The 21,531-nt window shown below is 74.1% G+C and carries 20 protein-coding genes; 4 read left to right on the plus strand and 16 right to left on the minus strand.

What is annotated here, in order from left to right; translation table 11 throughout:
- Positions 1-48 precede the first annotated feature (48 nt).
- The gene (locus ACSNOA_RS26075) at positions 49-234 is read left to right on the plus strand and encodes a hypothetical protein (RefSeq protein ID WP_436662243.1); all 186 of its coding nucleotides are present in this window, start codon (positions 49-51) and stop codon (positions 232-234) included.
- Positions 235-275: 41 nt separating this feature from the next.
- Here ACSNOA_RS26075 and ACSNOA_RS26080 read toward each other — a convergent pair whose 3' ends face one another.
- The 5 genes from ACSNOA_RS26080 to ACSNOA_RS26100 all read right to left on the minus strand — a co-directional run bounded on the left by ACSNOA_RS26080 (position 276) and on the right by ACSNOA_RS26100 (position 4,131).
- A complete protein-coding gene (locus tag ACSNOA_RS26080) occupies positions 276-1,451 on the minus strand; it encodes a zinc-dependent alcohol dehydrogenase (protein WP_436662245.1) in 1,176 nt (391 codons plus the stop codon).
- Complete coding sequence (locus ACSNOA_RS26085; RefSeq protein WP_436662247.1) at positions 1,448-2,083, minus strand: SRPBCC family protein; 636 nt, start codon at positions 2,081-2,083, stop codon at positions 1,448-1,450. The genes ACSNOA_RS26080 and ACSNOA_RS26085 overlap by 4 nt, the downstream gene beginning before the upstream one ends.
- A gap of 125 nt (positions 2,084-2,208) precedes the next feature.
- The gene (locus ACSNOA_RS26090) at positions 2,209-2,880 is read right to left on the minus strand and encodes a DUF3618 domain-containing protein (protein ID WP_436662248.1); all 672 of its coding nucleotides are present in this window, start codon (positions 2,878-2,880) and stop codon (positions 2,209-2,211) included.
- Entirely contained in the window at positions 2,877-3,338 is a 462-nt protein-coding gene (locus ACSNOA_RS26095) for a phage holin family protein (protein ID WP_436662250.1), read from the minus strand. The genes ACSNOA_RS26090 and ACSNOA_RS26095 overlap by 4 nt, the downstream gene beginning before the upstream one ends.
- A 31-nt stretch (positions 3,339-3,369) precedes the next feature.
- The gene (locus ACSNOA_RS26100; protein WP_436662251.1) at positions 3,370-4,131 is read right to left on the minus strand and encodes a hypothetical protein; all 762 of its coding nucleotides are present in this window, start codon (positions 4,129-4,131) and stop codon (positions 3,370-3,372) included.
- A 296-nt stretch (positions 4,132-4,427) separates the two neighbouring features.
- Here ACSNOA_RS26100 and ACSNOA_RS26105 point away from each other — a divergent pair, with 296 nt between their 5' ends.
- Together ACSNOA_RS26105 and ACSNOA_RS26110 are read left to right on the plus strand one after the other, a co-directional pair.
- Entirely contained in the window at positions 4,428-4,910 is a 483-nt protein-coding gene (locus tag ACSNOA_RS26105) for a DUF4383 domain-containing protein (protein ID WP_436662252.1), read from the plus strand.
- 91 nt (positions 4,911-5,001) lie between these two features.
- A complete protein-coding gene (locus ACSNOA_RS26110; RefSeq protein WP_436662253.1) occupies positions 5,002-5,682 on the plus strand; it encodes a DUF6766 family protein in 681 nt (226 codons plus the stop codon).
- Between the two features lie 9 nt (positions 5,683-5,691).
- Here ACSNOA_RS26110 and ACSNOA_RS26115 read toward each other — a convergent pair whose 3' ends face one another.
- The 9 genes from ACSNOA_RS26115 to ACSNOA_RS26155 form a co-directional block, all read right to left on the minus strand.
- Positions 5,692-6,141, minus strand: coding sequence for a GNAT family N-acetyltransferase (locus ACSNOA_RS26115; protein ID WP_436662255.1), 450 nt, complete (start codon positions 6,139-6,141; stop codon positions 5,692-5,694).
- 70 nt (positions 6,142-6,211) lie between these two features.
- Complete coding sequence (gene obgE, locus ACSNOA_RS26120; RefSeq protein WP_436662257.1) at positions 6,212-7,657, minus strand: GTPase ObgE; 1,446 nt, start codon at positions 7,655-7,657, stop codon at positions 6,212-6,214.
- Between the two features lie 89 nt (positions 7,658-7,746).
- The gene (gene rpmA / locus ACSNOA_RS26125; protein WP_341717210.1) at positions 7,747-8,001 is read right to left on the minus strand and encodes a 50S ribosomal protein L27; all 255 of its coding nucleotides are present in this window, start codon (positions 7,999-8,001) and stop codon (positions 7,747-7,749) included.
- A gap of 11 nt (positions 8,002-8,012) precedes the next feature.
- A complete protein-coding gene (gene rplU, locus ACSNOA_RS26130; RefSeq protein WP_436662259.1) occupies positions 8,013-8,327 on the minus strand; it encodes a 50S ribosomal protein L21 in 315 nt (104 codons plus the stop codon).
- 165 nt (positions 8,328-8,492) lie between these two features.
- On the minus strand, positions 8,493-9,062 hold the full coding sequence (locus tag ACSNOA_RS26135; protein WP_436662261.1) for a hypothetical protein: 570 nt from the start codon (positions 9,060-9,062) through the stop codon (positions 8,493-8,495).
- 158 nt (positions 9,063-9,220) lie between these two features.
- Positions 9,221-12,334: an Rne/Rng family ribonuclease gene (locus ACSNOA_RS26140; protein WP_436662263.1), complete on the minus strand. Its 3,114-nt coding sequence runs from the start codon at positions 12,332-12,334 to the stop codon at positions 9,221-9,223.
- A gap of 130 nt (positions 12,335-12,464) precedes the next feature.
- Positions 12,465-13,184, minus strand: a complete 720-nt coding sequence (locus tag ACSNOA_RS26145) for a TIGR03936 family radical SAM-associated protein (RefSeq protein ID WP_436662458.1) — start codon at positions 13,182-13,184, stop codon at positions 12,465-12,467.
- Positions 13,185-13,369: 185 nt separating this feature from the next.
- Complete coding sequence (locus ACSNOA_RS26150) at positions 13,370-15,145, minus strand: hypothetical protein (RefSeq protein ID WP_436662265.1); 1,776 nt, start codon at positions 15,143-15,145, stop codon at positions 13,370-13,372.
- A gap of 129 nt (positions 15,146-15,274) precedes the next feature.
- Positions 15,275-17,260 (minus strand): TIGR03960 family B12-binding radical SAM protein, encoded by a 1,986-nt coding sequence (locus tag ACSNOA_RS26155; RefSeq protein ID WP_436662267.1) that lies wholly within the window; start codon positions 17,258-17,260, stop codon positions 15,275-15,277.
- Between the two features lie 111 nt (positions 17,261-17,371).
- Here ACSNOA_RS26155 and ACSNOA_RS26160 point away from each other — a divergent pair, with 111 nt between their 5' ends.
- Entirely contained in the window at positions 17,372-18,958 is a 1,587-nt protein-coding gene (locus ACSNOA_RS26160) for a hypothetical protein (protein WP_436662269.1), read from the plus strand.
- A 67-nt stretch (positions 18,959-19,025) separates the two neighbouring features.
- Here ACSNOA_RS26160 and ACSNOA_RS26165 read toward each other — a convergent pair whose 3' ends face one another.
- Both ACSNOA_RS26165 and ACSNOA_RS26170 read right to left on the minus strand, forming a co-directional pair.
- A complete protein-coding gene (locus tag ACSNOA_RS26165) occupies positions 19,026-19,721 on the minus strand; it encodes a lysophospholipid acyltransferase family protein (protein WP_436662270.1) in 696 nt (231 codons plus the stop codon).
- Between the two features lie 209 nt (positions 19,722-19,930).
- On the minus strand, positions 19,931-21,487 hold the full coding sequence (locus tag ACSNOA_RS26170) for an alkaline phosphatase D family protein (protein WP_436662272.1): 1,557 nt from the start codon (positions 21,485-21,487) through the stop codon (positions 19,931-19,933).
- Positions 21,488-21,531: the final 44 nt, after the last annotated feature.

The following is a 21,531-nucleotide window of genomic DNA, read 5'->3' on the forward strand; positions in this document are numbered from 1 at the left end:
CAGGAAATCGGCCGGCCGGCGACGGCCACCGGCGCGTCAGGAGGCCCGATGGCGACCATCCCGGCCGACCGCGCCCCGGACAGCACCCTCGCCTTCCTCTGGGAGGGCTACCGGTTCATCGGCGCGCGCATGCGGTACGACGTATCGCCGCAGGACCTCGCCGTGAGCCTGCGGCGGATGCCCACGCTGCCGCCGAGCGGTTTCGTCGTCACCAACGTGCGCCGCACGGCCTGACGGGGCCGCGCCGGGCGGTGGCCGGCGCGGCGGTACCGCGGTCAGGCGGCCGGGTGCAGCACCGTACGCAGGCAGCCGTCCTGCTTCTTCTCGAACAGCTCGTACCCGCGCACGCCCTCCTCCAGCGGCAGCGGATGGGTGGCCAGGTAGCCGGGGTCGATCTCCCCGGCGGCGATCCGGTCGAGCAGCATCGGGATGTAGCGCTGGGCGTGCATCTGCCCCATCCGCAGCACCAGCGCCTTGTTCATGGCGGCACCGAGCGGGAACTTGTCGACCAGCCCCGCGTAGACGCCCACGATGCTCACGGTGCCGCCCTTGCGGCACGCCATGATCGCCTGCCGGACCGAGACCAGCCGGTCGGTCTGCAACCGTGCCGCCTGCTTGATCCGGTCGTACGCGTAGCTCGGCCCGACGTCGTGCGACTCCATGCCGACCGCCTCGATGCAGGCGTCCGGCCCGCGTCCGGCGGTCATCTCGCGCAGCGCCTCCAGCACGTCGGTCCGCGAGTAGTCGATCGTCTCGACGCCGAGCCGGGCGGCGGCGGTGGCGAGCCGCTCCGGCAGCCGGTCGATGACGACGACCCGTTCGGCGCCGAGGATCTGCGCGCTGCGCGCCGCCATCTGGCCGACCCCGCCGGCGCCCCAGACGGCGACGAACTCCCCGCCCTTGAGCCCGCAGAAGTCGGCGGCCATCCAGCCGGTCGGCATCGCGTCGGAGGCGAACACCACCGCGTCGTCGGCCACCCCGTCGGGCACCGGGAACGCGCCGACGTCGCCGAAGGGCACCCGGATGTACTCGGCGTGGCTGCCGGAGTATCCGCCCGCGGCGTGCGAGTAGCCGAGGATGCCGGCCGGCGAGTGCCCCCAGAGCTTCTCGGTGAAGACCGGCTGGGGATTGGAGTTGTCGCAGAGCGAGTACTGCTCGGTGCGGCAGTACCAGCAGCCGCCGCAGGCGACCACGGAGCCGACGACCACCCGGTCGCCGACCCGCAGCCGTTGCACGTCCGGGCCGGTCTCCACGACCTCGCCCATGAACTCGTGTCCGAGGACGTCCCCCTCCCGCATCGCCGGCAGGTAGCCGTTGATCAGGTGCAGGTCGGAACCGCAGACGCTGCTCGCCCGTACGCGGACGATGATGTCGCCGGCCGCACGGATGTGGGGTTCCGGCACGTCGCGTACGGCCAGCTTGCCGACCCCTTCCCAGCAGAGCGCCCTCACGCCCGTCCCCCCGTCATGAGCTTGTCCCGCATCCTGTCGGTGGCCCGCTCCTGCCGCGGGCTGCGCGCCGACGGGTCGCGGCGGGTCTCGATGATCTGGCCGGTCTCGATCAGGGACTTCACCCGCCGGAGGGTGTCCCGCAGGGCCAGGTCCGGCTCGTTCCCGGCGGTCAGGCCGAACACCCGGCGCACCGGCCCGGAGCGGTACCGCAGCTCGGCCCGGAGCTCGGTGCCCCGCCCCTGGGGCGCGTCGACCAGCTCCAGGCGCCCCTCCTGCGGGATCGCGCCCTCGGTGACCCGCCAGCGCAGCACCCCCGGGCCCTCGACGGTGATCTCGGCCCGCCAGCCGGCGCCGCCGTCGGCGTCGGCGTCCTCGCACCGCCACCGGTCACCGTCGATCCGCTCCAGCGTCGCCCACTCGGCCAGCGCCCGGTCCAACCGCTCCCGGTCGGTCCAGAAGCCGATCACCGCGTCCCGCGGCCGGTCGACCGTGACGCCGCGGCGCACCACGTACCAGCCGTCCTGCCGCTCCGGCTGGCGTCGCCGCCGCCGGCGGGCCACCGTCCGGCCCACACCCGCCACGGCGACCGTGCCGACGCCGAGCAGACCCCACCTCGTCGCCTTGCTGATCATCACGCCTCCTCCACCGGGGTCCTCGACGACGGAGCACCCGTACGGCAGCGCTACCCGCCAGCGACCCCCCGAAACGGCGCTCGCCCCCGCCCGTCTCGAGAGCGGGCGGGGGCGGATGGCGGTCCCTACTGGCGGGCCTGCTGGGCGTGCTCCTTCACGTCCTGCGCGGCCGAGCGGGTGTCGTCCTTCACGGTCTCCACGGCGTCCTGCGCGGTCGCCTTCACCGACTGGGTCGCCTGCTGCGCGGGCTCCCGCAGCTCCTCCTTGATCTCGCTGGCGACCTCGGTCAGCTTCTCCTTGACCACACCGCCGTGCTCGCTGGCCTTCTCGCGGACCTGCGTCGCCACCTGCTGCTCCCGGCGGGTGGCCGGGATCAGCGAGGACGCGAGCCAGCCCACGCCGAATGCGATGAGACCCGCGGCGAGCGGGTTGCCCTCCGACTTCTGGCGGATGACGTGCGGCGCGCGGTGCGCGGCGTCGCTCACTGTCGACGCGGCCGACTGCGCGGCGTCGCCCACCGTGGAGGCGGCCGAGTGCGCGGCGTCGCCCACGCTGGAGGCCGCCGACGAGGCGCGCTCGCCCACCGAGTGCGCGGCGTGGCCGGTGCCGTGACCGAGGTCCGACGCGGTTCCCATGACCCTGTCCCTCACATTCTGCAACGCGGTACGGACCCGCTGCTTACGGTCGTCGACGATGCGGCCCGGGCTGACCTTGTACGCCAGTGCGTCCACATCGGAGCTCAGGCTGTTACGGGTGGCTTCGATCTCCCGGCGGATCTGGTCGGGATCGGTGCTCATCGGGTGACTCCCTCCGGGTGGGGCTTGAGCGCGTCGGGGATCCGCTGCACGCTGTCGCTGGTCTGCGACAACCCGCGCACGTGCCGCGCGTTCTGCTTGGCCTTCGAGTACAGGACCGCGGCGATCGCGCCCCAGATGACGGCCACGATCAGCGCCGCCCAGCCGGCGTCCATGACGTTGGACAGCCCGGCCCAGAGCGCGAGCGAGAGGAACAGGGCGACCATGTAGCCGCCGAATCCCGCGCCGCCGAAGAGCCCGGCGGCCTTGCCGGCCTTGCGGCCCTCCTGGCGGATCTCGGCCTTGGCCAGCTCCACCTCCTGCCGCATGAGGGTGGACAGGTCGGTGGTGACCTGGCGCATCAGCTCACCGAGGGAGCTGCCCTTGACCTCCGCCGCGCTGTGCGGGGCACCCGCGGTGGTCGGGGAGTCCATCCCGGACCCCTGCGTCGGCATGCTCATGCCGCCGCCTCCCTTCGGACGCTCCGGACGCTCACGGCCGCACGGTCCCGCTCGACGGCACGCCGGGCAGCGGGTCGGTCTGGTGCACCGGCGGCAGCGGCTGACCGGTGCCGCCCACCGGGTCGGCGTAGCTCGTGGTCGTCTGCGGGTCGGGGTACGCGGCCGGGGCCGGGTCGAGGTAGCCGCCGGGCGGCACCTGCTCCGACACGTGCGGCGGCGTCTGGGTCGGCAGGACGGCCGTCCGCTCCGGGTCGTCGTACGCGCCCTGGAACTGGCGCTGCCCGGAGTCGTCGCCGGAGGCGGAGAGGTTGCGGGTCAGCCGGCCGGCGAGCACGCCGAGCACGGCGGCGCCCACGAGGAAGGTGCCCGGGTTGCGGCGGGCGTAGTCGCGCACCTCGGTGATCAGGTCGCCGGGTTCGCGCGACTCGATCCAGCCGGCCACGCCGTGCACCCGGTCGGCGGCCTGGCGTGCCAGCTCGCTCACCGGGCCGGACTGGCCGCCCTGCTCGGCCATCGTCCGCATCTCGTCGGCCAGCGACCGCAGGCCGCCGGCGGCCCGCCGCTGCTGCTCACCGGCCTGGCCGGCGAGCTGGCTGCGGGCCTCGCCGTAGAGGTTGCGGGCCTGCCGGGCCGCCTCGCGGCCGACCTCCCGGCCCTGCTCCCTGGCGGTCTCGGCGACCGCGCCGCCCGCGTGGGCGGCCTCCGACCCGACCTGGCGGGCCTGCTCGCGTACGCCGCCATTGGTCGACTCCTGACCGTACGGCGTAGCCGTGGGTGACAGATCGTAAGTCATGATGTCCCTTCCGCTCGGAAGTCGTCGCGGTTGTGCTGGGGGCTTCGGTGGCGGAACGAGCCGCCTCCGCGGGAACACCTACCCTCCGTCGCCGGGTCCATACCCTCTTCCGTCATTTCACTGCGCCGGCCCTCGCGGGGACTTCAAAATGGAGGATCGTCGGGCTGCGTGACGTCGCCGCCACGGACGGTGAGACGAACGATTCTCACGACCAGGACCCGGGCGACCGGCCGGGCCCGGAGCACGCCCGGTGCCGGACGATCCGCCGGGCGGACAGATCCACGGAGGTGGCATCGATGGCACGGGGCGCGCGCGGTGGCCGACCGGCGGGGCCGAAGCCGCGCATCCAGCTGGTCGCCGCGCTGGTGGGCCTGGTCTTCCTCGTGGTGGGCGCGCTCGGCTTCGTCCCGGGAGTCACCACCAACTACGACGAGCTGGCAGGCGCCACCCACCACTCGGCCGCCAAGCTGTTCGGCGTGTTCCAGATCTCGATCCTGCACAACTCGCTGCACCTGCTGTTCGGCGTGCTCGGGCTCGCGATGGCCCGCACCCTCGGCGCGGCGCGGCTCTACCTGGCCGGCGGCGGCGTCGCGTACCTCGGGCTCTGGCTGTACGGGTTCGCCATCCACCAGAACGGCGCGGCCAACTTCCTGCCCGTCAACAACTCCGACAACTATCTCCACCTGGGCCTGGGGTTCGGCATGCTCGCCCTCGGTCTGCTCCTCTCCAACCAGTACGGCACCGGCGGTCGCCTCGACGCGCCGCTCGACCGTCCCTGACCAGCGCGGTGGCGCCCGTCACCCGCTCGGGTGCCGGCGCGCCGGACCGGGGTTTGGCGAATGATCCGTTGGGGCAACGGAGAGTCACCAGATGGCCGCCGAGGAGGTCGAGATGCCACGTTGGCTACGCAACAACGCTCTGGCCGTCGCCATGTTCGGTGCGTTCTTCGTCTTCCTGGCATTGCAGAGCGTGTTCGGCTGGCAGACCCACAACGAGGAGCTGGCCGAGTTCGGGGCCGCCCCGTTGAGCTGGCCCGCGTACCTGGCCACCGGGCACTTCGCGGAGGCGGTCTTCGAGAACTGGGAGTCGGAGTTCCTCCAGATGGGCGGCTACGTCCTGCTCACCGCGTACCTCGTGCAGCGCGGGTCGGCGGAGTCGAAGCCGGAGGGCCAGACCGACCGGCCCGAGGACGACGAGCGCCGCGCCACCCCGGCATCGCCCTGGCCGGTCCGCGTCGGCGGGCTGCCGCTCGTGATCTACCGCAACAGCCTCAGCCTCGCGCTGCTGCTGATCTTCGCCGGCTCGTTCATCGGGCACCTGCTCGGCGGCACGGCCGAGTACAACGCCGAGCAGGCGCTGGAGAGTGGCGCGCCGCCCGTGAGCACGTGGCACTTCCTCGGCACCAGCGACTTCTGGTTCCAGTCCATGCAGAACTGGCAGAGCGAGTTCCTCGCCGTGGGCACGCTGGTCGTCCTGAGCATCGTGCTGCGCCAGCACGCCTCGCCGGAGTCGAAGCCGGTCACCGTGGCGCACGCCGAGACCGGCGCCTGAGCGCGCCGGTCAGGCCCGCACGGCCAGCCGCTTCGCGAAGCAGACGCTGTACGGGTTGCCGACGTACTCGCCGTAGACGGGGATCGGCTCGTACCCGCAGGAGGTGTAGAGCCCGATGGCGGCGGGCAGGTAGGTGCCCGTCTCCAGGCAGATCCGGCTGTGCCCCCGCTGGTAGGCCAGTTCCTCCAGCGCCGCCAACAACTGGCGCGCGATCCCCCGGCCCCGGTACGCCGGCCGGACGTACATCCGCTTGACCTCGCCGGTCTCCTCGTCGAGGGCCTGCACCCCGCCGCACGCGACCGCCCGGCCGTTGACCACCACGGCCAGGTAGCCGATGTCGGCGTGGGTCAGTGTCGCCTGTCCGTCCAGGCCGCCGTCGGCCTCGCGCAGCTCACGCTGCTGCGCGGTGACCAGGGCGGCGATCTCCGGGTCGGTGGCGGGACGGGACTCGATCAGCATCACCCGACGGTATGCCGGGCGGATTTCCGCCAGGTTTCCGCTGAACGACCCGATCGAAGACGGTACGGAGCTATTCGACGTCGTCCGTCGCGTCCGCCTCGATCTCGTCGGCGGGCCGCTGCCGGCGCGCCTTGCGCGCGGCGAGCCGTTCGGCGGCCGAGGCCCGGGTCGCCTTGTCCTCGAGCCGCTGGTCGGCGCCCCGGACGCCGGGAACGAAGTCGACACCGGCGTAGAGCGTGGGCTGCCAGTCGAACTCCCGGTCACCGATCCGCACCAGGTCGCCGGGCTCGGCGCCGGCCTTGGCCAGCTTCTCCTCGACGCCGAGCCGGGCCAGCCGGTCGGCCAGGTAGCCGACCGCCTCGTCGTTGTCGAAGTTCGTCTGCCGCACCCAGCGCTCCGGCCGCGCGCCGCGTACCGTGTACGAGCCGTCCGGCTCCGCCTCGACCGTGAAGCCGGCCTCGTCCACGGCCGCCGGACGGATCACGATCCGGGTCGGCTCGGCCACCGGCGTGGCGGCACGCGCGGCCTCCACCAGCTCCGCCATCGCGTACTCAAGCTCGCGGAGCCCCTCACGGGTGGCCGTGGAGATCTCGAACACGCGGAGCCCGCGCGCCTCCAGGTCGGGCCGGACCATCTCGGCGAGCGTCCGGCCGTCCGGAACGTCGATCTTGTTGAGCGCCACGAGGCGGGGCCGCTCGGCGAGGCCGCCGTACTCGTCCAGCTCGGCCTCGATGGCGTCGATGTCGGCCAGCGGGTCGCGGCCCAGCTCCAGCGTCGCCGTGTCGATGACGTGCACCAGCACGGCGCAGCGCTCGATGTGCCGCAGGAACTCCAGGCCCAGACCCTTGCCGCTGGCGGCGCCCGGGATCAGCCCGGGCACGTCCGCGACGGTGAACGTGTGGTTGTCGACCCGGACCACCCCGAGGTTGGGGACCAGGGTGGTGAACGGGTAGTCGGCGATCTTCGGCTTGGCCGCGGAGATCACCGAGATGAGCGACGACTTGCCGGCCGACGGAAAGCCGACCAGACCGACGTCGGCGACGCTCTTCAGCTCCAGCACGACGTCGAGCTTGTCGCCGGGCTCGCCGAGTTCGGCGAAGCCGGGCGCCCTGCGCCGAGCGTTCGCGAGGGCCGCGTTGCCCCGACCGCCGCGCCCACCCCGGGCGACCTCGAAGGTGGTGCCGGCACCCACCATGTCGGCGAGGACCGTGCCGTCGAGGGCCTGCACCACCGTCCCGTTCGGGACGGCCAGCACCAGGTCCTCGCCGTTGGCGCCGTCCCGGTTCGAGCCGGCGCCGCCCCTGCCGTTGGCGGCCTTCACGTGCGGACGGAAATGGAAGTCCAGCAGGGTGTGCACCTGCGGGTCGACGACCAGCGTGACGCTGCCACCGTGACCGCCGTTGCCGCCGTCCGGGCCGCCGAACGGCTTGAACTTCTCCCGGTGGATCGAGGTACAGCCGTGCCCGCCGTCGCCGGCCTGCAGGTGCAGGACGACCCGGTCAACGAACATCGTCACGCCGTCAATCCTTCCAGCGGGAGGCGTCCCGCACGAGAAAAAGCGAAGCGGGCCGGGACACCAGGTCCGCGGCCCGCTTCGCTGTCGAACTACTGCTGCGGCACGATGCTGACGGTCTTGCGACCACGCTTGGTGCCGAACTGCACCGAGCCGGCGGCCAGCGCGAAGAGCGTGTCGTCGCCGCCGCGGCCGACCAGGTCACCGGGGTGGAACTTGGTGCCCCGCTGCCGGACGATGATCTCGCCGGCGCTGACGACCTGACCACCGAAGCGCTTCACGCCGAGCCGCTGGGCCGCGGAGTCACGACCGTTACGCGAGCTGGACGCACCCTTTTTGTGAGCCATCTGAGGACGACCTACTTCCCGCTGGAGATGCCGGTCACCTTGACCTGGGTCAGCGGCTGGCGGTGACCCTGGCGCTTGTGGTAGCCGGTCTTGTTCTTGAACTTGTGGATCCGGATCTTCGGGCCCTTGGTGTGGGCGGCGATCTCGCCGGACACCGCGACCTTGGCGAGCTGGGCCGCGTCGGTCACCAGGTCGTTACCGTCGACGAGGAGCACCGCGGTGAGGTTCACCGCGTCGCCGGGGGCACCGGCGAGCTTCTCGACCTCGATCACGTCGCCCTCGGCGACCTTGTACTGCTTGCCGCCGGTCTTGACGATCGCGTACATCGGAGGCGGACTCCCTGTCGTTGAGGCTGCTGGTGGTCGTCCCCGCGGCGGCTCGCCGGGTAGCAGTGGCACGGCGGCGCGGGCACGCGGGAACTCGGCACACAAAAGTGCGCCGCAGGCAAGCGTACGCCATGCCCGCCCCGCGCCCCAAACCGACCCGGCCGGTCAGCCCGGACAGAGCTGGTCGAGGCGCTGCCGGAAGCGGTCCAGCTCGGTCTCGTCGAGGCCGCCGACGTCCGCCCCCATCGCCCCGACCTCGGCGTCCAGGTCGCCGAGCAGCGTCCGGAGCCGCGGGTCGGCGGCCCGGGCGGACTGCTCGCGGAGCACGTTCCGCCAGCCGCTCAGCGCCCCCTCCGCCCGCCGCCGGGCGGCCTCGGCCGCCGCGCCGTTGTTCGCGCCGATCGCCGCGACCATCCGGCCGACCTCCTCGACGTACGTCTCGAGGGCGGCGTCGCCGGCCCGCCGCGTGACGGCGCAGACCGCTGCGGTGCCCCCGCCGGCGCCCGTCGTCGCGGCGACCCCGCTCGGGGTCGCCGCGGTCCCGCTCGCCGCGGTGCCGGTCGTCGGTCCCGTCCCGGTCGGTGCCGCGCCGGTCAATCCCGTCCCGGTCGGTACGATCCCGGTCGCCGCGCCGGACCGGGCGACGGGAGGCGCGTCGGGCGCCGGCGCGTTCCCGCAGCCGCCCGCGGACCCGAGGCCGGCGACGAGCGCGGCGGCGACGAGCAGTCGACGCATCTCTCTCCTCCCGGCGGCGGTGGTGACGCAGCCCGGACGCGACGCCGACGCCGGACACGACCGACGCCGAGGCATACGCACGCGGAACGGGCAAGGGCCCCTACCCCGGCCATCGTGCCGGAGTCGGGGCCCTGCCAGCCACCCTTGCCGTCAAATGGTCAGGGCCGGGTACGCCGCCGGGCGCCGCCGCGGCGGGACCGCCGCCGGACACCGGCGCCGTCCCCGCCCTCCTCGTCGGTCTCGTCGCCGAGGGCGTCCGGGTCGTCCGCCGCGGCCAGCCGGGCCGAGTCGCCCTCCTGGCTGTCGACGACGGCGGCTCCGGCCTCGGTCTCCGTCTGGTAGCGCGAGAGGTCGTACCCCATCGTGTCGTAGTAGTCGGCGTCGGTGGTGACGGGCTCGACGCCGGTCGTGGCGGCGGAGGCGGTCTCGGGCTCGGTGACCTCCGCCACCTGGCGCTCCACCGGTGCGCTCTTGCGCGCCCGGCGCCGCGACGTGCCGCCGGTCGCCTCGGTCGCGGGGCTGGGCACCGCGGACGCCACCGCCTTGACCTTGTCCCCGGCCCCGCCGGTGCGCGGCTTCTCCGGCACCGGCTCGGTGTGGATGATGACGCCGCGACCCTTGCAGCACTCGCAGGTCTCGCTGAACGCCTCCAGCAGCCCGGCGCCGATCCGCTTGCGGGTCATCTGGACCAGGCCGAGCGAGGTGATCTCGGTGACCTGGTGCTTGGTGCGGTCCCGGCCGAGGCACTCGGTGAGCCGGCGCAGCACCAGCTCGCGGTTCGACTCCAGCACCATGTCGATGAAGTCGATCACCACGATGCCGCCGATGTCACGCAGCCGGAGCTGGCGGACGATCTCCTCGGCGGCCTCCAGGTTGTTCCGGGTGACCGTCTCCTCGAGGTTGCCGCCCGCGCCCGTGTACTTGCCGGTGTTGACGTCGACCACGGTCATCGCCTCGGTGCGGTCGATGACCAGGTGGCCGCCGGAGGGCAGGAAGACCTTCCGGTCCAGGCCCTTGAGGATCTGCTCGTCGATCCGGTACTCGCTGAACACGTCCGTGGTGCCGGCGTGCCGGCGCAGCCGGGCCACCAGGTCCGGCGAGACGTGCGACAGGTACGACTCGACCATGTCGTACGACTCGTCGCCCTCGATGACGAGCTCGCGGAAGTCCTCGTTGAACAGGTCCCGGACCACCCGGATGACCAGGTCCGGCTCCTCGTACAGCAGCACCGGGGCGCCACCCTCGGCCGCCTTGGCCTGGATGTCCTCCCACTGCGCCTGGAGGCGCTTGACGTCCCGGGCCAGCTCGTCCTCGCTCGCGCCCTCGGCGGCCGTCCGGACGATCACGCCCGCGCCGTCGGGCACCAGCTTCTTGAGCACGTCCCGCAGCCGCTTGCGCTCGGTGTCGGGCAGCTTGCGGCTGATCCCGGACGCGTTGCCGTTCGGCACGTAGACCAGGTGCCGGCCGGAGAGCGCGATGTGGCTGGTCAGCCGGGCGCCCTTGTGCCCGATCGGGTCCTTGGTGACCTGCACCAGGACCGAGTCACCCGACTTGAGCGCCTGCTCGATCGAGCGGGCCCGGCCCTCCAGGCCGGTGGCGTCCCAGTTGACCTCGCCGGCGTAGAGCACCGCGTTGCGGCCCCGGCCGATGTCGACGAACGCCGCCTCCATGCTGGGCAGGACGTTCTGCACCTTGCCGAGGTAGACGTTGCCGGCCATGGTGCCCGAAGAGTTGCGGGTGACGTAGTGCTCGACCAGCACGCCGTCCTCCAGCACCGCGATTTGGGTGCGGTCGCCGCGCTGGCGGACCGCCATCACGCGGTCCACGGCCTCGCGGCGGGCCAGAAACTCCGACTCGCTGAGGATCGGCGGCCGCGTACGCCGCTGCTCCCGGCCGTCCCGGCGACGCTGGCGCTTGGCCTCGAGGCGGGTCGAGCCGGAGACGCCCTGCACCTCGTCGACCGTCCGGCGCGGCTCGCGGATCTTGACGACGGTGGGGACGCCGTCGTCCGGGGCGGCTCCCTCGACGTCGCCGGCTCCCCGGCGGCGGCGACGGCGGCGGCGACGGGTCAGCCCGTCCCCGCCCTCGGCCTCCTCGTCCTCGGTCTCCTCGGCTTCCGCCTCCTCGGCCTCGGCCTGGACGGCCTCCTCGGCCTCCTCGTCCTCGAGATCCTCGACACCGCCCTTGCCCCGGCCGCGGCCACGGCGGCCACGGCGGCGGCGACGGCGGCCGGCCGCGGTCTCGTCCTCGTCCTCCTCGCCCTCGGCCTCGGTCTCGGCGAGTTCAGCGGCCTCCTCGACCGGCTCCTCCTCCGCCTCGACCGCCTCGACGACCTCCACCGGCTCCGCCTCCCGGCGGGCGCGCCGCCGGCGGCGGGACGGCTCGGCCGGTTCCTCGGCGACCGGCTCCTCGGCGGCGGGCGCCGGCTCGGTCACGCGCGGGACCGGCGCCGTCTCCGGCTGCGGTGCCATGAACAGGACGGTGGGCGCCGTGAGCGCGGCCCGCCGACGGCGGGTGCGGGGCTCCGGCTCGGCGATCTCCGCCGGCTCGGTGAGCTGCTCGGGAGCCGCGGACACCGCCGCACCGAACGGCACCTCGCCGGACTGGGGCTCGGCGCCGCTGCCGCGCTCACCCGCCGCAGCCTGGGCCGCCGGCGGGACGTCGGTCGACGCGGCGCGCCCGGTCTCCTCGCCGGGAGTCGCCCCGGCCTCGGCGGCGCCGGCGGCCGGCGGCGGGGTCTCACCCGCCGGCTCGGACGACGTGTCGGCGGTCTCGGCCGGCGTCTCCGCGGTCGGCTCCGCCGCCACCGGAGGCGCGGTCTTCTTCCGCCGCGTGCGGGTGACCTTGACGGGCGGGACGACCTCCTCGGAGGCCTCCTCCGCGGACGCCGCGACCAGCGGCTCCTCGACCGCCTTCGCGGTCGCCTTGCGGCGCCGGCGCGGGGTCTTCGGCGCGGCGTCTAGGTCGCCGGAGATCGGCGCCAGCACCTCCGCCTGCGGGGACTCGGCGCTGCCGGCGCCACCGGCGGTCGCCGCCACGGGCGGGTCGGTCTGCTCCGGCTTGGTCACCGGGGTGGCGCGCCGCCGCGTGGCCCGGCGCCGGGCGGGCGCCGGCTCGGCCGTGCCGGTGTCCCCGGCCGCCGCCTCGGCGGCGCCCGGCGCGCTGCCGGTCTGCTCGACGGCGCCGCCGTCGACGGGGTTCTGCTGCGCGGCGGTGTCGCCGGCCGGCTGTGAACCGGTCCGTTCGCCGCCCTCGGGCTCGTTCTCGAGCATGGACGTTCTCCAGTTCTGGCTACCCCGGGCGCGGGTGAGCGCTGCCACGCAGGGTCGCCGCAAAGGTGTTTCCGCCGGCGCGCGAGGTGCGCGACCGCCGAAGTCTGCCTACCTGAGCGCTGGCCGTCGGTCAGCGCTCACCGATGGTTGCCCCGTCGCGGTCCGCATCCAACGGATCCACGATCTCGCCCTGCGCGGTCAGCGTGCCCTGAGCCAGCCGGGTCACACGCGGCGGAACCGGCGGCTCCAGGCCGGCCACCACGCGGAGGCCGGAAAGGACGTCATCGGGTCGTACGGACGGGGTGACCTGCCGCACGACCACTTCGAGTATCGCACACGGTACGGCCGGTCCCCCGGAAGGCGTCGGCGTCGGCGCCACCACATCGATCGACATCACCGCATTGCGAGCGTCGAAGACGCGGCGGCCCTGCTTGGTCATCCGCTCGACCTGCACCTCGTCGGCCGCGGCGAACGCGTCGACCGCGGCGCGCAGCGCCGCCGTGTCGATCTCCGGCAGCTCGACACGCCAGGACGACGCCTCGATCCGGTCGGCGAGGCTGCCGCCGGTGCCCACCACGGCGTCGAGCACGTCGAGCCCCGGGGAGAGCGCGGCGTCGAGCGCGGCGCGCAGCGCGGCCGGGTCGACCGGCGCCTGGAGGCCGATCTCGAGGTACTCGGCCTCGCTGGCCACCCCGGTCGGCGCGGCGCTGGCATAGGAGATCTTGGGATGCGGGGTGAAGCCCTGCGAATAGGCGACGGGCACGCCCGCGCGGCGTACGGCCCGCTCGAAGGCCCGGGCGAAGTCCCGGTGGGAGGTGAACCGCAGCGGCCCGCGCTTGGCGTACCGGATCCGGACGCGCTGGACGACGGGCGCCTGCCCGCCTTCCGGCTGTGGTCTCTTGCTGATCGTCGTACTCCTTGCTCGTGTGTCGCTGCCATCCTCGCCCGACGTCGCCGGCGATGCCACTTTCCGGCCATCCCCGGACATACCGGGTAGCCCGGACGAGCGGGCGCGGCGGGGCGGAACGGGGACGGTCAGCCGTTGCGGCGCCAGAGCGCCCAGTGCTGGTCGGGGTTGCCGCCCACGCGGTGGAACCCGTACCGGGTGCCGTCCCAGTCCCAACTGTGCCGCGGCCCGGGCTGGGGATACCAGCGGGCCACGACCGCCTCGGCCGAGGCGGGCGGTTGCGACACGAAGTTCGGCACGGCCATCCAGGTGACCTCGTGCTCGTGGTTCAACCGCAGCCCGAGGTGGTAGCCGGAGCTGGTCGCCACCGACTCCCCCTTCCGCAGGCCGAGCTGGGCCAGCGTGGGACTGGGCCCCGTCACGCCGCCGAGCGGGACGAGCACCCGGTCGGCCAACAGGCCCATCGCCAGCAGCTGGCCGGCCACGGCGAGGGCCAGCACGGGCTGCCAGCCCCACCGGAGCCGGCCGAGCAGCACCACGGCGGCACCCGCCGCGACCGCGATCGCGCTGCCGAACAGAGGCCGGAAGTGCGTCCAACCCGCGGTCATCGCCATGAGGTCGGGCGCGCCGAACACCCCGTACCGCAGTGGCGAGCCGTGCCGGACCGCGTCGGCCAGCCGCCACGCCACGAAGCCGCCTCCGCCGACCGTCAGGGCCGCGGCCGCCGCGTACCCCACGACAAGCGCACGGCGCGGCGCCCGGAACACGACGGCCAGGCCGCATACCAGCCAGAGCGGGGCGAAGGCGTGGATGTACCGGGCGTACGCGGCGTCCCGGGTGGCGGACGGCACGCCGACCAGGATGAGGGCGCAGCCCAGCGCCACCCCGAGGGTCGCGGCCAGCGCGGCGATCGCCAGCCAGCGCTCCGCGGGACCGGTACGCCGGCGTACGACCAACCGGACCGCGGCGAACCACCCGAGCGCGGCGATCCCCCCGCTGATGGCCAGCACGTACCAGAGCTGGGTCGTGAGGCTGGCCAGCACGAAGCCGGCGCCCTTGGTGCTGAGCAGCGCCTTCACCGTGCTGCCGCCCGGGTCGGTGCCGGCCAGCACCAGCTTGTCGCTCAGCAGCCGGATCAGCACCTCGTTGAGGACGGCCGCGGCGACCGCGGTGGCGAGGGCGACCCCCGCCGGCCGGAGTCGCAGCCGGCGGCGCAGCACCCACACGAGCACCACGCCGAGGTGCACGGCGAGGACGATCATGCCGCGGACGTGGATCAGGTAGTACGCGCCGGCCGCGGCGCTGGCGCCGAACGCCGCCACGAGCCGCTCCGGCCGGCGCAGCCAGGCCGCCAGCAGCAGGATCCAGGCGACGGTGAGCGCGGCGAGCACCGAGTCGGTGAGCGCGAAGAGGGAGTAGAAGACGGTGGCGGGCATGGTGGCCGCCACCGCGGCGATGCCGAGGGCCCGCCAGCGGGTCACCCGCAGCACACGGGTGGCGAGCAGGTACGCGAGCGGCAGCATGGCCGCGTTGACCATCGCGTTGATGAGCCGGACGAGCCCGTAACTGGTGGTGAAGCTGTGGCCCCCGAGGAAGGCCGGCGAGATCAGCAACTGGTAGCCGGCCCGGCGGAGGACGTTGTTCTCCGAGCTGTAGCCACCGGGACCGCCCGCGAAGACGCGCGCGGCGTTGAGGTAGCTGTCCTCGTCGGTGTGCGCGATGGGCATCTGCACCGAGCGGGACAGCCAGACCCGCCACGCCACCCCGGCCAGCCATCCCAGCACGAGCAGCACGACCACGAGGCGCCGGGAGGGCCCGGCCCGGCGCTCGTCGGGCGGCGGCTCCGCCTCGCTCACCGCCCGCGGTGCGGCCGTCTCCCGCTCCGTACCCGTCTGAAGCACCATCGTCCCCCACGATCCCGGTCACGGCACGGGTGCGGCCGTCGGACGTCGACGCCGGTCGGGCCGACGTCGGACACCGTAGCGGACGGACCGACGGCGGCCGTACCCAGTGGGCGCGGGGTGTGCGGTGCGTCAGCCGGCGGACGGAACCCGCAGGCCGCCGCCGTTGATCGGGGTGAGCGGAAGCAGTTTCTTGCCGGTCGGGCCGATCTGGATCTCGGTGTCCATGGACGGGCAGACACCGCAGTCGAAGCACGGGGTCCACCGGCAGTCGTCCTGCTCGTACTCGGACAGGGCGTCCTGCCAGTCCTGCCAGAGCCAGTCCTTGTCGAGCCCGGAGTCCAGGTGGTCCCAGGGGAGCACCTCGAGCTCGTCCCGCTCGCGGGTGGTGAACCAGTCGAGGTCCACCCCGAACGCCGGCAGCACCTCGGCCGCGGCGTCCACCCAGCGCTGGTACGAGAAGTGCTCGCTCCACCCGTCGAACCGGCCGCCGTTCTCCCACACGCGGCGGATCACCGCCCCGACGCGGCGGTCACCCCGGGACAACAGGCCCTCGATGAGCGACGGCTCGCCGTCGTGGTAGCGGAAGCCGATGGCCCGGCCCAGCGACCGGTCCGCGTTGATGGCCTGCTTGAGCAGCCGGAGCCGGCCGTCGATGACCTCCGGCCGCTCCATGGCCGCCCACTGGAACGGCGTGTGCGGCTTCGGCACGAACCCGCCGATGGAGACCGTGCAGCGGATGTCCTTCGACCCGGTGGCGGCGCGACCGGCCCTGATCACCTCGTGCGCCATGTCCGCGATCTCGAGGACGTCCTCGTCGGTCTCGGTGGGCAGGCCGCACATGAAGTAGAGCTTCACCTGCCGCCAGCCGTTGGTGTACGCGGTGACGACGGTGCGGATGAGGTCGTCCTTCGACACCATCTTGTTGATGACCTTGCGGATCCGCTCCGACCCGCCCTCGGGGGCGAAGGTCAGGCCGGTCCGCCGGCCGTTGCGGGACAGCTCCTGCGCCAGGTCGATGTTGAACGCGTCGACGCGGGTCGACGGCAGCGAGAGCGACACGTTGGTGCCCTCGTACTGCTGGGCCAGCCCGGAGCACATGTCGCCGATCTCGGAGTGGTCGGCCGAGGAGAGCGAGAGCAGGCCCACCTCGTGGAAGCCGGAGAACTCCAGCCCCTGCTGCACCATCTGCCCGACCGTCGTGATCGAGCGTTCCCGCACCGGTCGGGTGATCATGCCCGCCTGGCAGAACCGGCAGCCGCGGGTGCACCCTCGGAAGATCTCCACGGCGTACCGCTCGTGGACCGTCTCGGCCAGCGGCACGAGGGGCTTCTTCGGGTACGGCCAGGCGTCCAAATCCATGGTGGTGCGCTTGTGCACCCGGAACGGCACGTCCGCGCGGTTCGGCACGACGCGCTGGATCCGCCCGTCCGGGAGGTAGTCGACGTCGTAGAAGCGCGGCACGTACACGCTCTCCGTGCGGGCGAGCCGCAGCAGCAGCTCGTCGCGCCCGCCCGGGCGGCCCTCGGCCTTCCAGTCGCGGACGATCGCCGTGATCTCCAGGACCGCCTCCTCGCCGTCGCCCAGCACGGCGGCGTCGACGAAGTCGGCGATCGGCTCCGGGTTGAACGCGGCGTGGCCACCGGCCAGCACCACCGGATCGGCGTCGGTGCGGTCGGCGGCGAGCAGGGGGATGCCGGCGAGGTCGATCGCGGTGAGCAGGTTCGTGTAGCCCAGCTCGGTGGCGAAGGAGACGCCGAACACGTCGAAGTCGCGCACCGGGCGGTGGGCGTCGACGGTGAACTGGGGCACGCCGTGGGCGCGCATCAGCCGCTCCAGGTCCGGCCAGACGGCGTACGTCCGCTCCGCGAGCACGTCGGGCAGCTCGTTGAGCACCTCGTAGAGGATCTGCACGCCCTGGTTGGGCAGGCCCACCTCGTACGCGTCGGGATACATGAGTGCCCAGCGCACGGCTGCCGCGTCCCAGTCCTTGACCACCGCGCCCAGCTCACCACCGACGTACTGGATGGGCTTGGTCACCTGGGGCAGCAGCGGCTCCAGCCGGGGCCAGACGGAGTTCGCCGCGGCGGGGCGCGGCGTCGTGGACGGGACGCTCATGATGCCCAAGGGTACGCGCCCACCCGGTGGCGGCGGCGCGCACGGCGGGCGGATGCCCGCGGGTGGCGGCCCGGTACTAACCTCGGTCCGGCGCGAGAGGAGATTGCCGCGATGCCGGAGCCGCAGCCGGGGGCAGACCGGCCGGCAGACGGGGGCCCCGCGGGCACGGAGGCGGGCCGCGAGCCGGCCGTCGCCGGGGAGAGGGCCACCTCCTCCCCCGTACCGCCGGAGACCACCGACGAGCCGACCCCGGTCACCCCCTCCGGGCCGCCGCCCGGCGCCGCCACCGACGCGCCCCGGCCGACGGATCCCCCACCCGCCGGCGCGTCCGCCGACGACCGTGCGCCGGAGCCCGCGGCGGCCGACGCGCCGGGCAACCCGGCATCGGAGCCGGCATCGGCCGACGCGCCGCCGGCCGCTCCCGCATCGGAGACCGACGAGGCCGACGAGACCCGGCCGACGGACGCACCCGCGCCGGGGAACGACGAGACCCGGCCGACGGACGTAGCCCCGCCGGGGAACGACGAGACCCGGCCGACGGACGCACTTTCGCCCGACGCCGCAGCGGCCGACGAGGCGGCGCGGCCCGGCCCGGACGGCCCGTCGGGCACGCGGCGGCTGCCGGCCGTCGAGGTCCCCGACCCGGCCCCCCGGTGGAGCGGGTCGGCCCCGGTGCCGCCTCCCCCGCCGCGACGTCGCGGCTGGGGCGAGTCGGCCGAGCCCACACCGGCGCCGGCGCCCCGGCCCGAGCTCCCGGAACACCAGGTGCCGGTCGACCCGTGGGCCGACGCGGACACCGGGGGCTGGGACCTGCCCTCTGCCGAGCTGCCGCCGCTCCCGCCGACGCTGCCCTACCCGGCGCCGCCATCGACCCGCCCGTTCGCCGGGCCGTCCGCCCCGGCGCCCGTGCCGCCGCCTCCGGTCGCATATCCCGCGCCGGCTCCACCGATGTCCCGGCCACCGGCCCGTCCCGTGTCCCCGCCCGCGGCGCCGCCACCCGTGGGGCCACCGGTCGCTCCTCCGCCGGCCGCTCCTGCGCCGGCCGTGCCCGAGCAGCGCCGCCGGTCGAAGCGCCGCGGCGCGCCGCCGCCCGCCGCGCCACCCGGCTGGCAGGCTCCGAAGGGGTACGTCCCGGTGCCGGTACGCCGCCGGCGGCGGTGGCCCTGGCTGCTACTGCTCACCCTGGCGTGCTGCTGCGGCTGCCCGGCCTACTACGGCACGCCGGTCTGGCGGCAGTACCCGGCGCACGCCGCGCTCCCGACCCGGGTGTCCGACCTGTCGCTGCGCGAGGACAGCGGCAGCGAGCAGGCCGCGCGGCAGCTCGAGAGCGAGGTGCGCAAGACGCACTGGCTCGCCGAGGACACCTTCGCCGGCGTGTACGCGAACCCGGACGGCAAGCGGGTCACCATCTTCGGCGGCACCGGCTTCCGGATCAACCCGGAGGGCGACGCGGACGCCGAGATCGGGCGGCTGGCCCCGACGTACCAGCTCGGCGACGTGGAGAAGATCGACACAGGGGTGCGCGGCCGGCACGAGCGGTGCGCCGTGGGCAGTGCCGACGGCGCCGACGTGGTGGTCTGCACGACGGTCGACCACGGCAGCCTGGCCACCGGGGTCTTCACCCGCCTCTCGGTGGCCGACAGCGCCGCCCTGCTCGCCAGGATGCGCGACCAGATCGTCACGACCGACCGGGCCTGAGCCGCCCCGTGCGGTCCGGCGTTCCGCCGGCCAACGCGACGGTCGGGTCAGGGCGACGGGCGTCGGGTCAGGCCGGGCCGTCGCGCGTCGGGTCGGGGTGGGCGCGCGGCGGCGCGTACCGGGGGACGTACTCCTGGCCGGTGAGTTTCTGGATCTCGCTCATCACCTCGTCGGTCATGGCGCGCAGCGAGGTGCGGTCGTCGGACCGGCCCGTGAAGTCCAGTGGCTTTCCGAACCGGACGGTGATCTTGCCGGTGCCGGGGCGGGGTATGCGCGCGCCGATCGGCTGCGCCTTGTCGGTGCCGATCGTGCCGACCGGGATGATCGGCACGCCGGCCGCGACGGCCAGCCGGACGGCGCCGGTACGCCCCCGGTAGAGCCGGCCGTCGGGAGACCTCGTCCCCTCCGGGTAGACGGCCACGAGGTCACCGGCCTTCAGCGCCGGAATGGCCGCGTCGAAGGCGGACAGCGCGGCGCGCCCACCTCCCCGCTCGACGGGGATCGCCCCGAGCCCGGTGAGGACGAACTTCGAGAACGCCCCCTTCAGGCCCACGCCCTTGAAGTACTCCGACTTGGCCCAGAACGCCAGGTGCCGCGGCACGACCGTGCCGAGGATCAGCTCGTCGGCGACCGAGAGGTGGTTGCCCGCGAAGATCGCCCCGCCCGTCTCCGGCACGTGCTCCAGCCCCTCCACGGTCGGACGGAACGCCAACCGCATCGCGGGCGCCACGGTGAGCTTGCCGATGGTGTAGAGCAGCGGCACTGGTCCTCCGGCGGATCGTGTGCATAGCAGGCGGTGTCACGGTAGCGGACGGCCCCTCGTCCGCCCGACCGGGTGGCCGCCCGTCCGGCTGCCGGTCGGGCGGCCGGACACGCCGCCGCCGTCCACCTCATACCCCGCCGGGCGGTGCCGCTCACCGGTCCACCGCACCGCGCCCCACCAGCCCCGCGGGCTGGTGGGGCGCGGGGAACTCAGCGGGTGGGCGCGGGAAGGGTCCGGGCCCAGAGCGAGCGGCCGTCGCGGTCGCGCAGGTGGACGGTGAACGCGCCGGAGCGGCCGTCGATGCTCACCTCGCCGAAGTGCTGGAAACCCTCCGCCGGGGAGGTGTTGGCCCGCGGCGGGGCGTGCACGAAGACGGCCTCCGGGCCGAACGTGCCGTCCAGGGCGTTCGGGCCGAACGCCCCGGCGTGCGCCGGGCCGGAGACGAACTCCCAGAACGGCGTGAAGTCACCGACGGCCGCGCGCGCCGGGTCGTAGTGGTGCGCCGCGCTGTAGTGCACGTCGGCCGTGAGGAAGACGATGCCGGTCACCCCGGCCCGGTGCGCCGTACGGAGCACCTCGGCGAACTCCAGCTCCCGGCCGGCCGGCGCGCCCGGGTCGCCCTGGGCCACGCCCTCCTGCGTGCCCGGGCCGTCCGGCACCACGAGGCCGAGCGGCAGGTCGGCGGCGATGACCTTCCAGGTCGCCCGGGACCGGGTCAGCTCCCGGACGAGCCACTCGCGCTGCGTACGCCCCAGCAGGCCGCGCGACGGGTCGGCGTACGTGTTGCCGTCGTTCGGGTCCTTCCACGTCCGCATGTCCAGCACGAAGACGTCCAGCCGCGACCCGTACGACAGCCGCCGGTACACGCGGCCGTCGAGCGGGGTGGGCACCCACTCGCGGTACGCCTGCCGGGCGCGGGCGGCCAGCACGTCCACGCGGCGCTCGGTGTACCGCTCGTCGGTGAGGATCTCGCCCGGGTACCAGTTGTTCAGCACCTCGTGGTCGTCCCACTGGTTGACCTGCGGCACCTCGGCGACGAACCGGCGCAGGTGCTCGTCGAGCAGGTTGTACGCGTACTGGCCCCGGTACTCGGCCAGCGTCTCGGCGACCTTGCTCTTCTCGGGGGTGACCAGGTTGCGCCAGATCCGGCCGTCGGGCAGCGTCACGGTCTCGGTGAGCGGCCCGTCGGCGTAGACGTTGTCGCCGCTGCACAGATAGAAGTCGGGGCGGGTGGCCCGCATGGCCCGGAAGATCGACATGCCTCCGAAGTCCGGGGCGATCCCCCAGCCCTGCCCAGCGATGTCGCCGGTCCAGACGAACCGCACGTCCTGCCGGTCGTGCTCCCGCGGGGCGGTCGTGAGCGCACCGGTCAGCGGCTCGCTGGTGAGCCCGTGCCGGTCCAGGCTCTCCACCGTGACCCGGTAGTGCAGCCGCTCGCCGGCGGGCAGCCCGCGCAGCCGCACCGTACCGGTGAAGTCGCCGTCCGGGTCCAGCACCGGGCCGGTCACCCGCCGCGCGCCCCGGAGGTCGGGCCGGCGGCTCACCTCGACGAGCATCCGGCCGGGACGGTCGGCGCGGGTCCACACCAGCGCCGAGTCCGCCGTCGCGTCGCCGCTCTGCACGCCGTGGGTGAGCACGGGCCGTCCGGACGGTCGCCACGCGGGCGCGGCCGGCGCGGCGCCCGCGCCGAGCAGGCCACCACCCACCACACCGGCGCCGGCCACCAGGCCGGCGCGCAGCACCGTACGTCGATCAAGCTCGGTCATCGTTCCTCCCGGATCGGGGACTGATCCCCGTGGGTGTACCGGGC

The sequence above is a fragment of the Micromonospora sp. URMC 103 genome (assembly GCF_051386435.1).
Classification (GTDB): Bacteria; Actinomycetota; Actinomycetes; order Mycobacteriales; family Micromonosporaceae; genus Micromonospora.

Coding starts and splice junctions, on each gene's coding strand:
- ACSNOA_RS26140 (WP_436662263.1), bottom strand. CDS start 12,334: ATGCTCGAGAACGAGCCCGAGGGCGGCGAACGGACCGGTTCACAGCCG.
- ACSNOA_RS26150 (WP_436662265.1), bottom strand. CDS start 15,145: ATGGTGCTTCAGACGGGTACGGAGCGGGAGACGGCCGCACCGCGGGCG.
- ACSNOA_RS26105 (WP_436662252.1), top strand. CDS start 4,428: ATGGCACGGGGCGCGCGCGGTGGCCGACCGGCGGGGCCGAAGCCGCGC.
- ACSNOA_RS26135 (WP_436662261.1), bottom strand. CDS start 9,062: ATGCGTCGACTGCTCGTCGCCGCCGCGCTCGTCGCCGGCCTCGGGTCC.
- rpmA (WP_341717210.1), bottom strand. CDS start 8,001: ATGGCTCACAAAAAGGGTGCGTCCAGCTCGCGTAACGGTCGTGACTCC.
- ACSNOA_RS26110 (WP_436662253.1), top strand. CDS start 5,002: ATGGCCGCCGAGGAGGTCGAGATGCCACGTTGGCTACGCAACAACGCT.
- ACSNOA_RS26085 (WP_436662247.1), bottom strand. CDS start 2,083: ATGATCAGCAAGGCGACGAGGTGGGGTCTGCTCGGCGTCGGCACGGTC.
- ACSNOA_RS26170 (WP_436662272.1), bottom strand. CDS start 21,487: ATGACCGAGCTTGATCGACGTACGGTGCTGCGCGCCGGCCTGGTGGCC.
- ACSNOA_RS26100 (WP_436662251.1), bottom strand. CDS start 4,131: ATGACTTACGATCTGTCACCCACGGCTACGCCGTACGGTCAGGAGTCG.
- ACSNOA_RS26155 (WP_436662267.1), bottom strand. CDS start 17,260: ATGAGCGTCCCGTCCACGACGCCGCGCCCCGCCGCGGCGAACTCCGTC.
- ACSNOA_RS26095 (WP_436662250.1), bottom strand. CDS start 3,338: ATGAGCATGCCGACGCAGGGGTCCGGGATGGACTCCCCGACCACCGCG.
- ACSNOA_RS26160 (WP_436662269.1), top strand. CDS start 17,372: ATGCCGGAGCCGCAGCCGGGGGCAGACCGGCCGGCAGACGGGGGCCCC.
- ACSNOA_RS26090 (WP_436662248.1), bottom strand. CDS start 2,880: ATGAGCACCGATCCCGACCAGATCCGCCGGGAGATCGAAGCCACCCGT.
- ACSNOA_RS26115 (WP_436662255.1), bottom strand. CDS start 6,141: ATGCTGATCGAGTCCCGTCCCGCCACCGACCCGGAGATCGCCGCCCTG.
- ACSNOA_RS26075 (WP_436662243.1), top strand. CDS start 49: ATGGCGACCATCCCGGCCGACCGCGCCCCGGACAGCACCCTCGCCTTC.
- rplU (WP_436662259.1), bottom strand. CDS start 8,327: ATGTACGCGATCGTCAAGACCGGCGGCAAGCAGTACAAGGTCGCCGAG.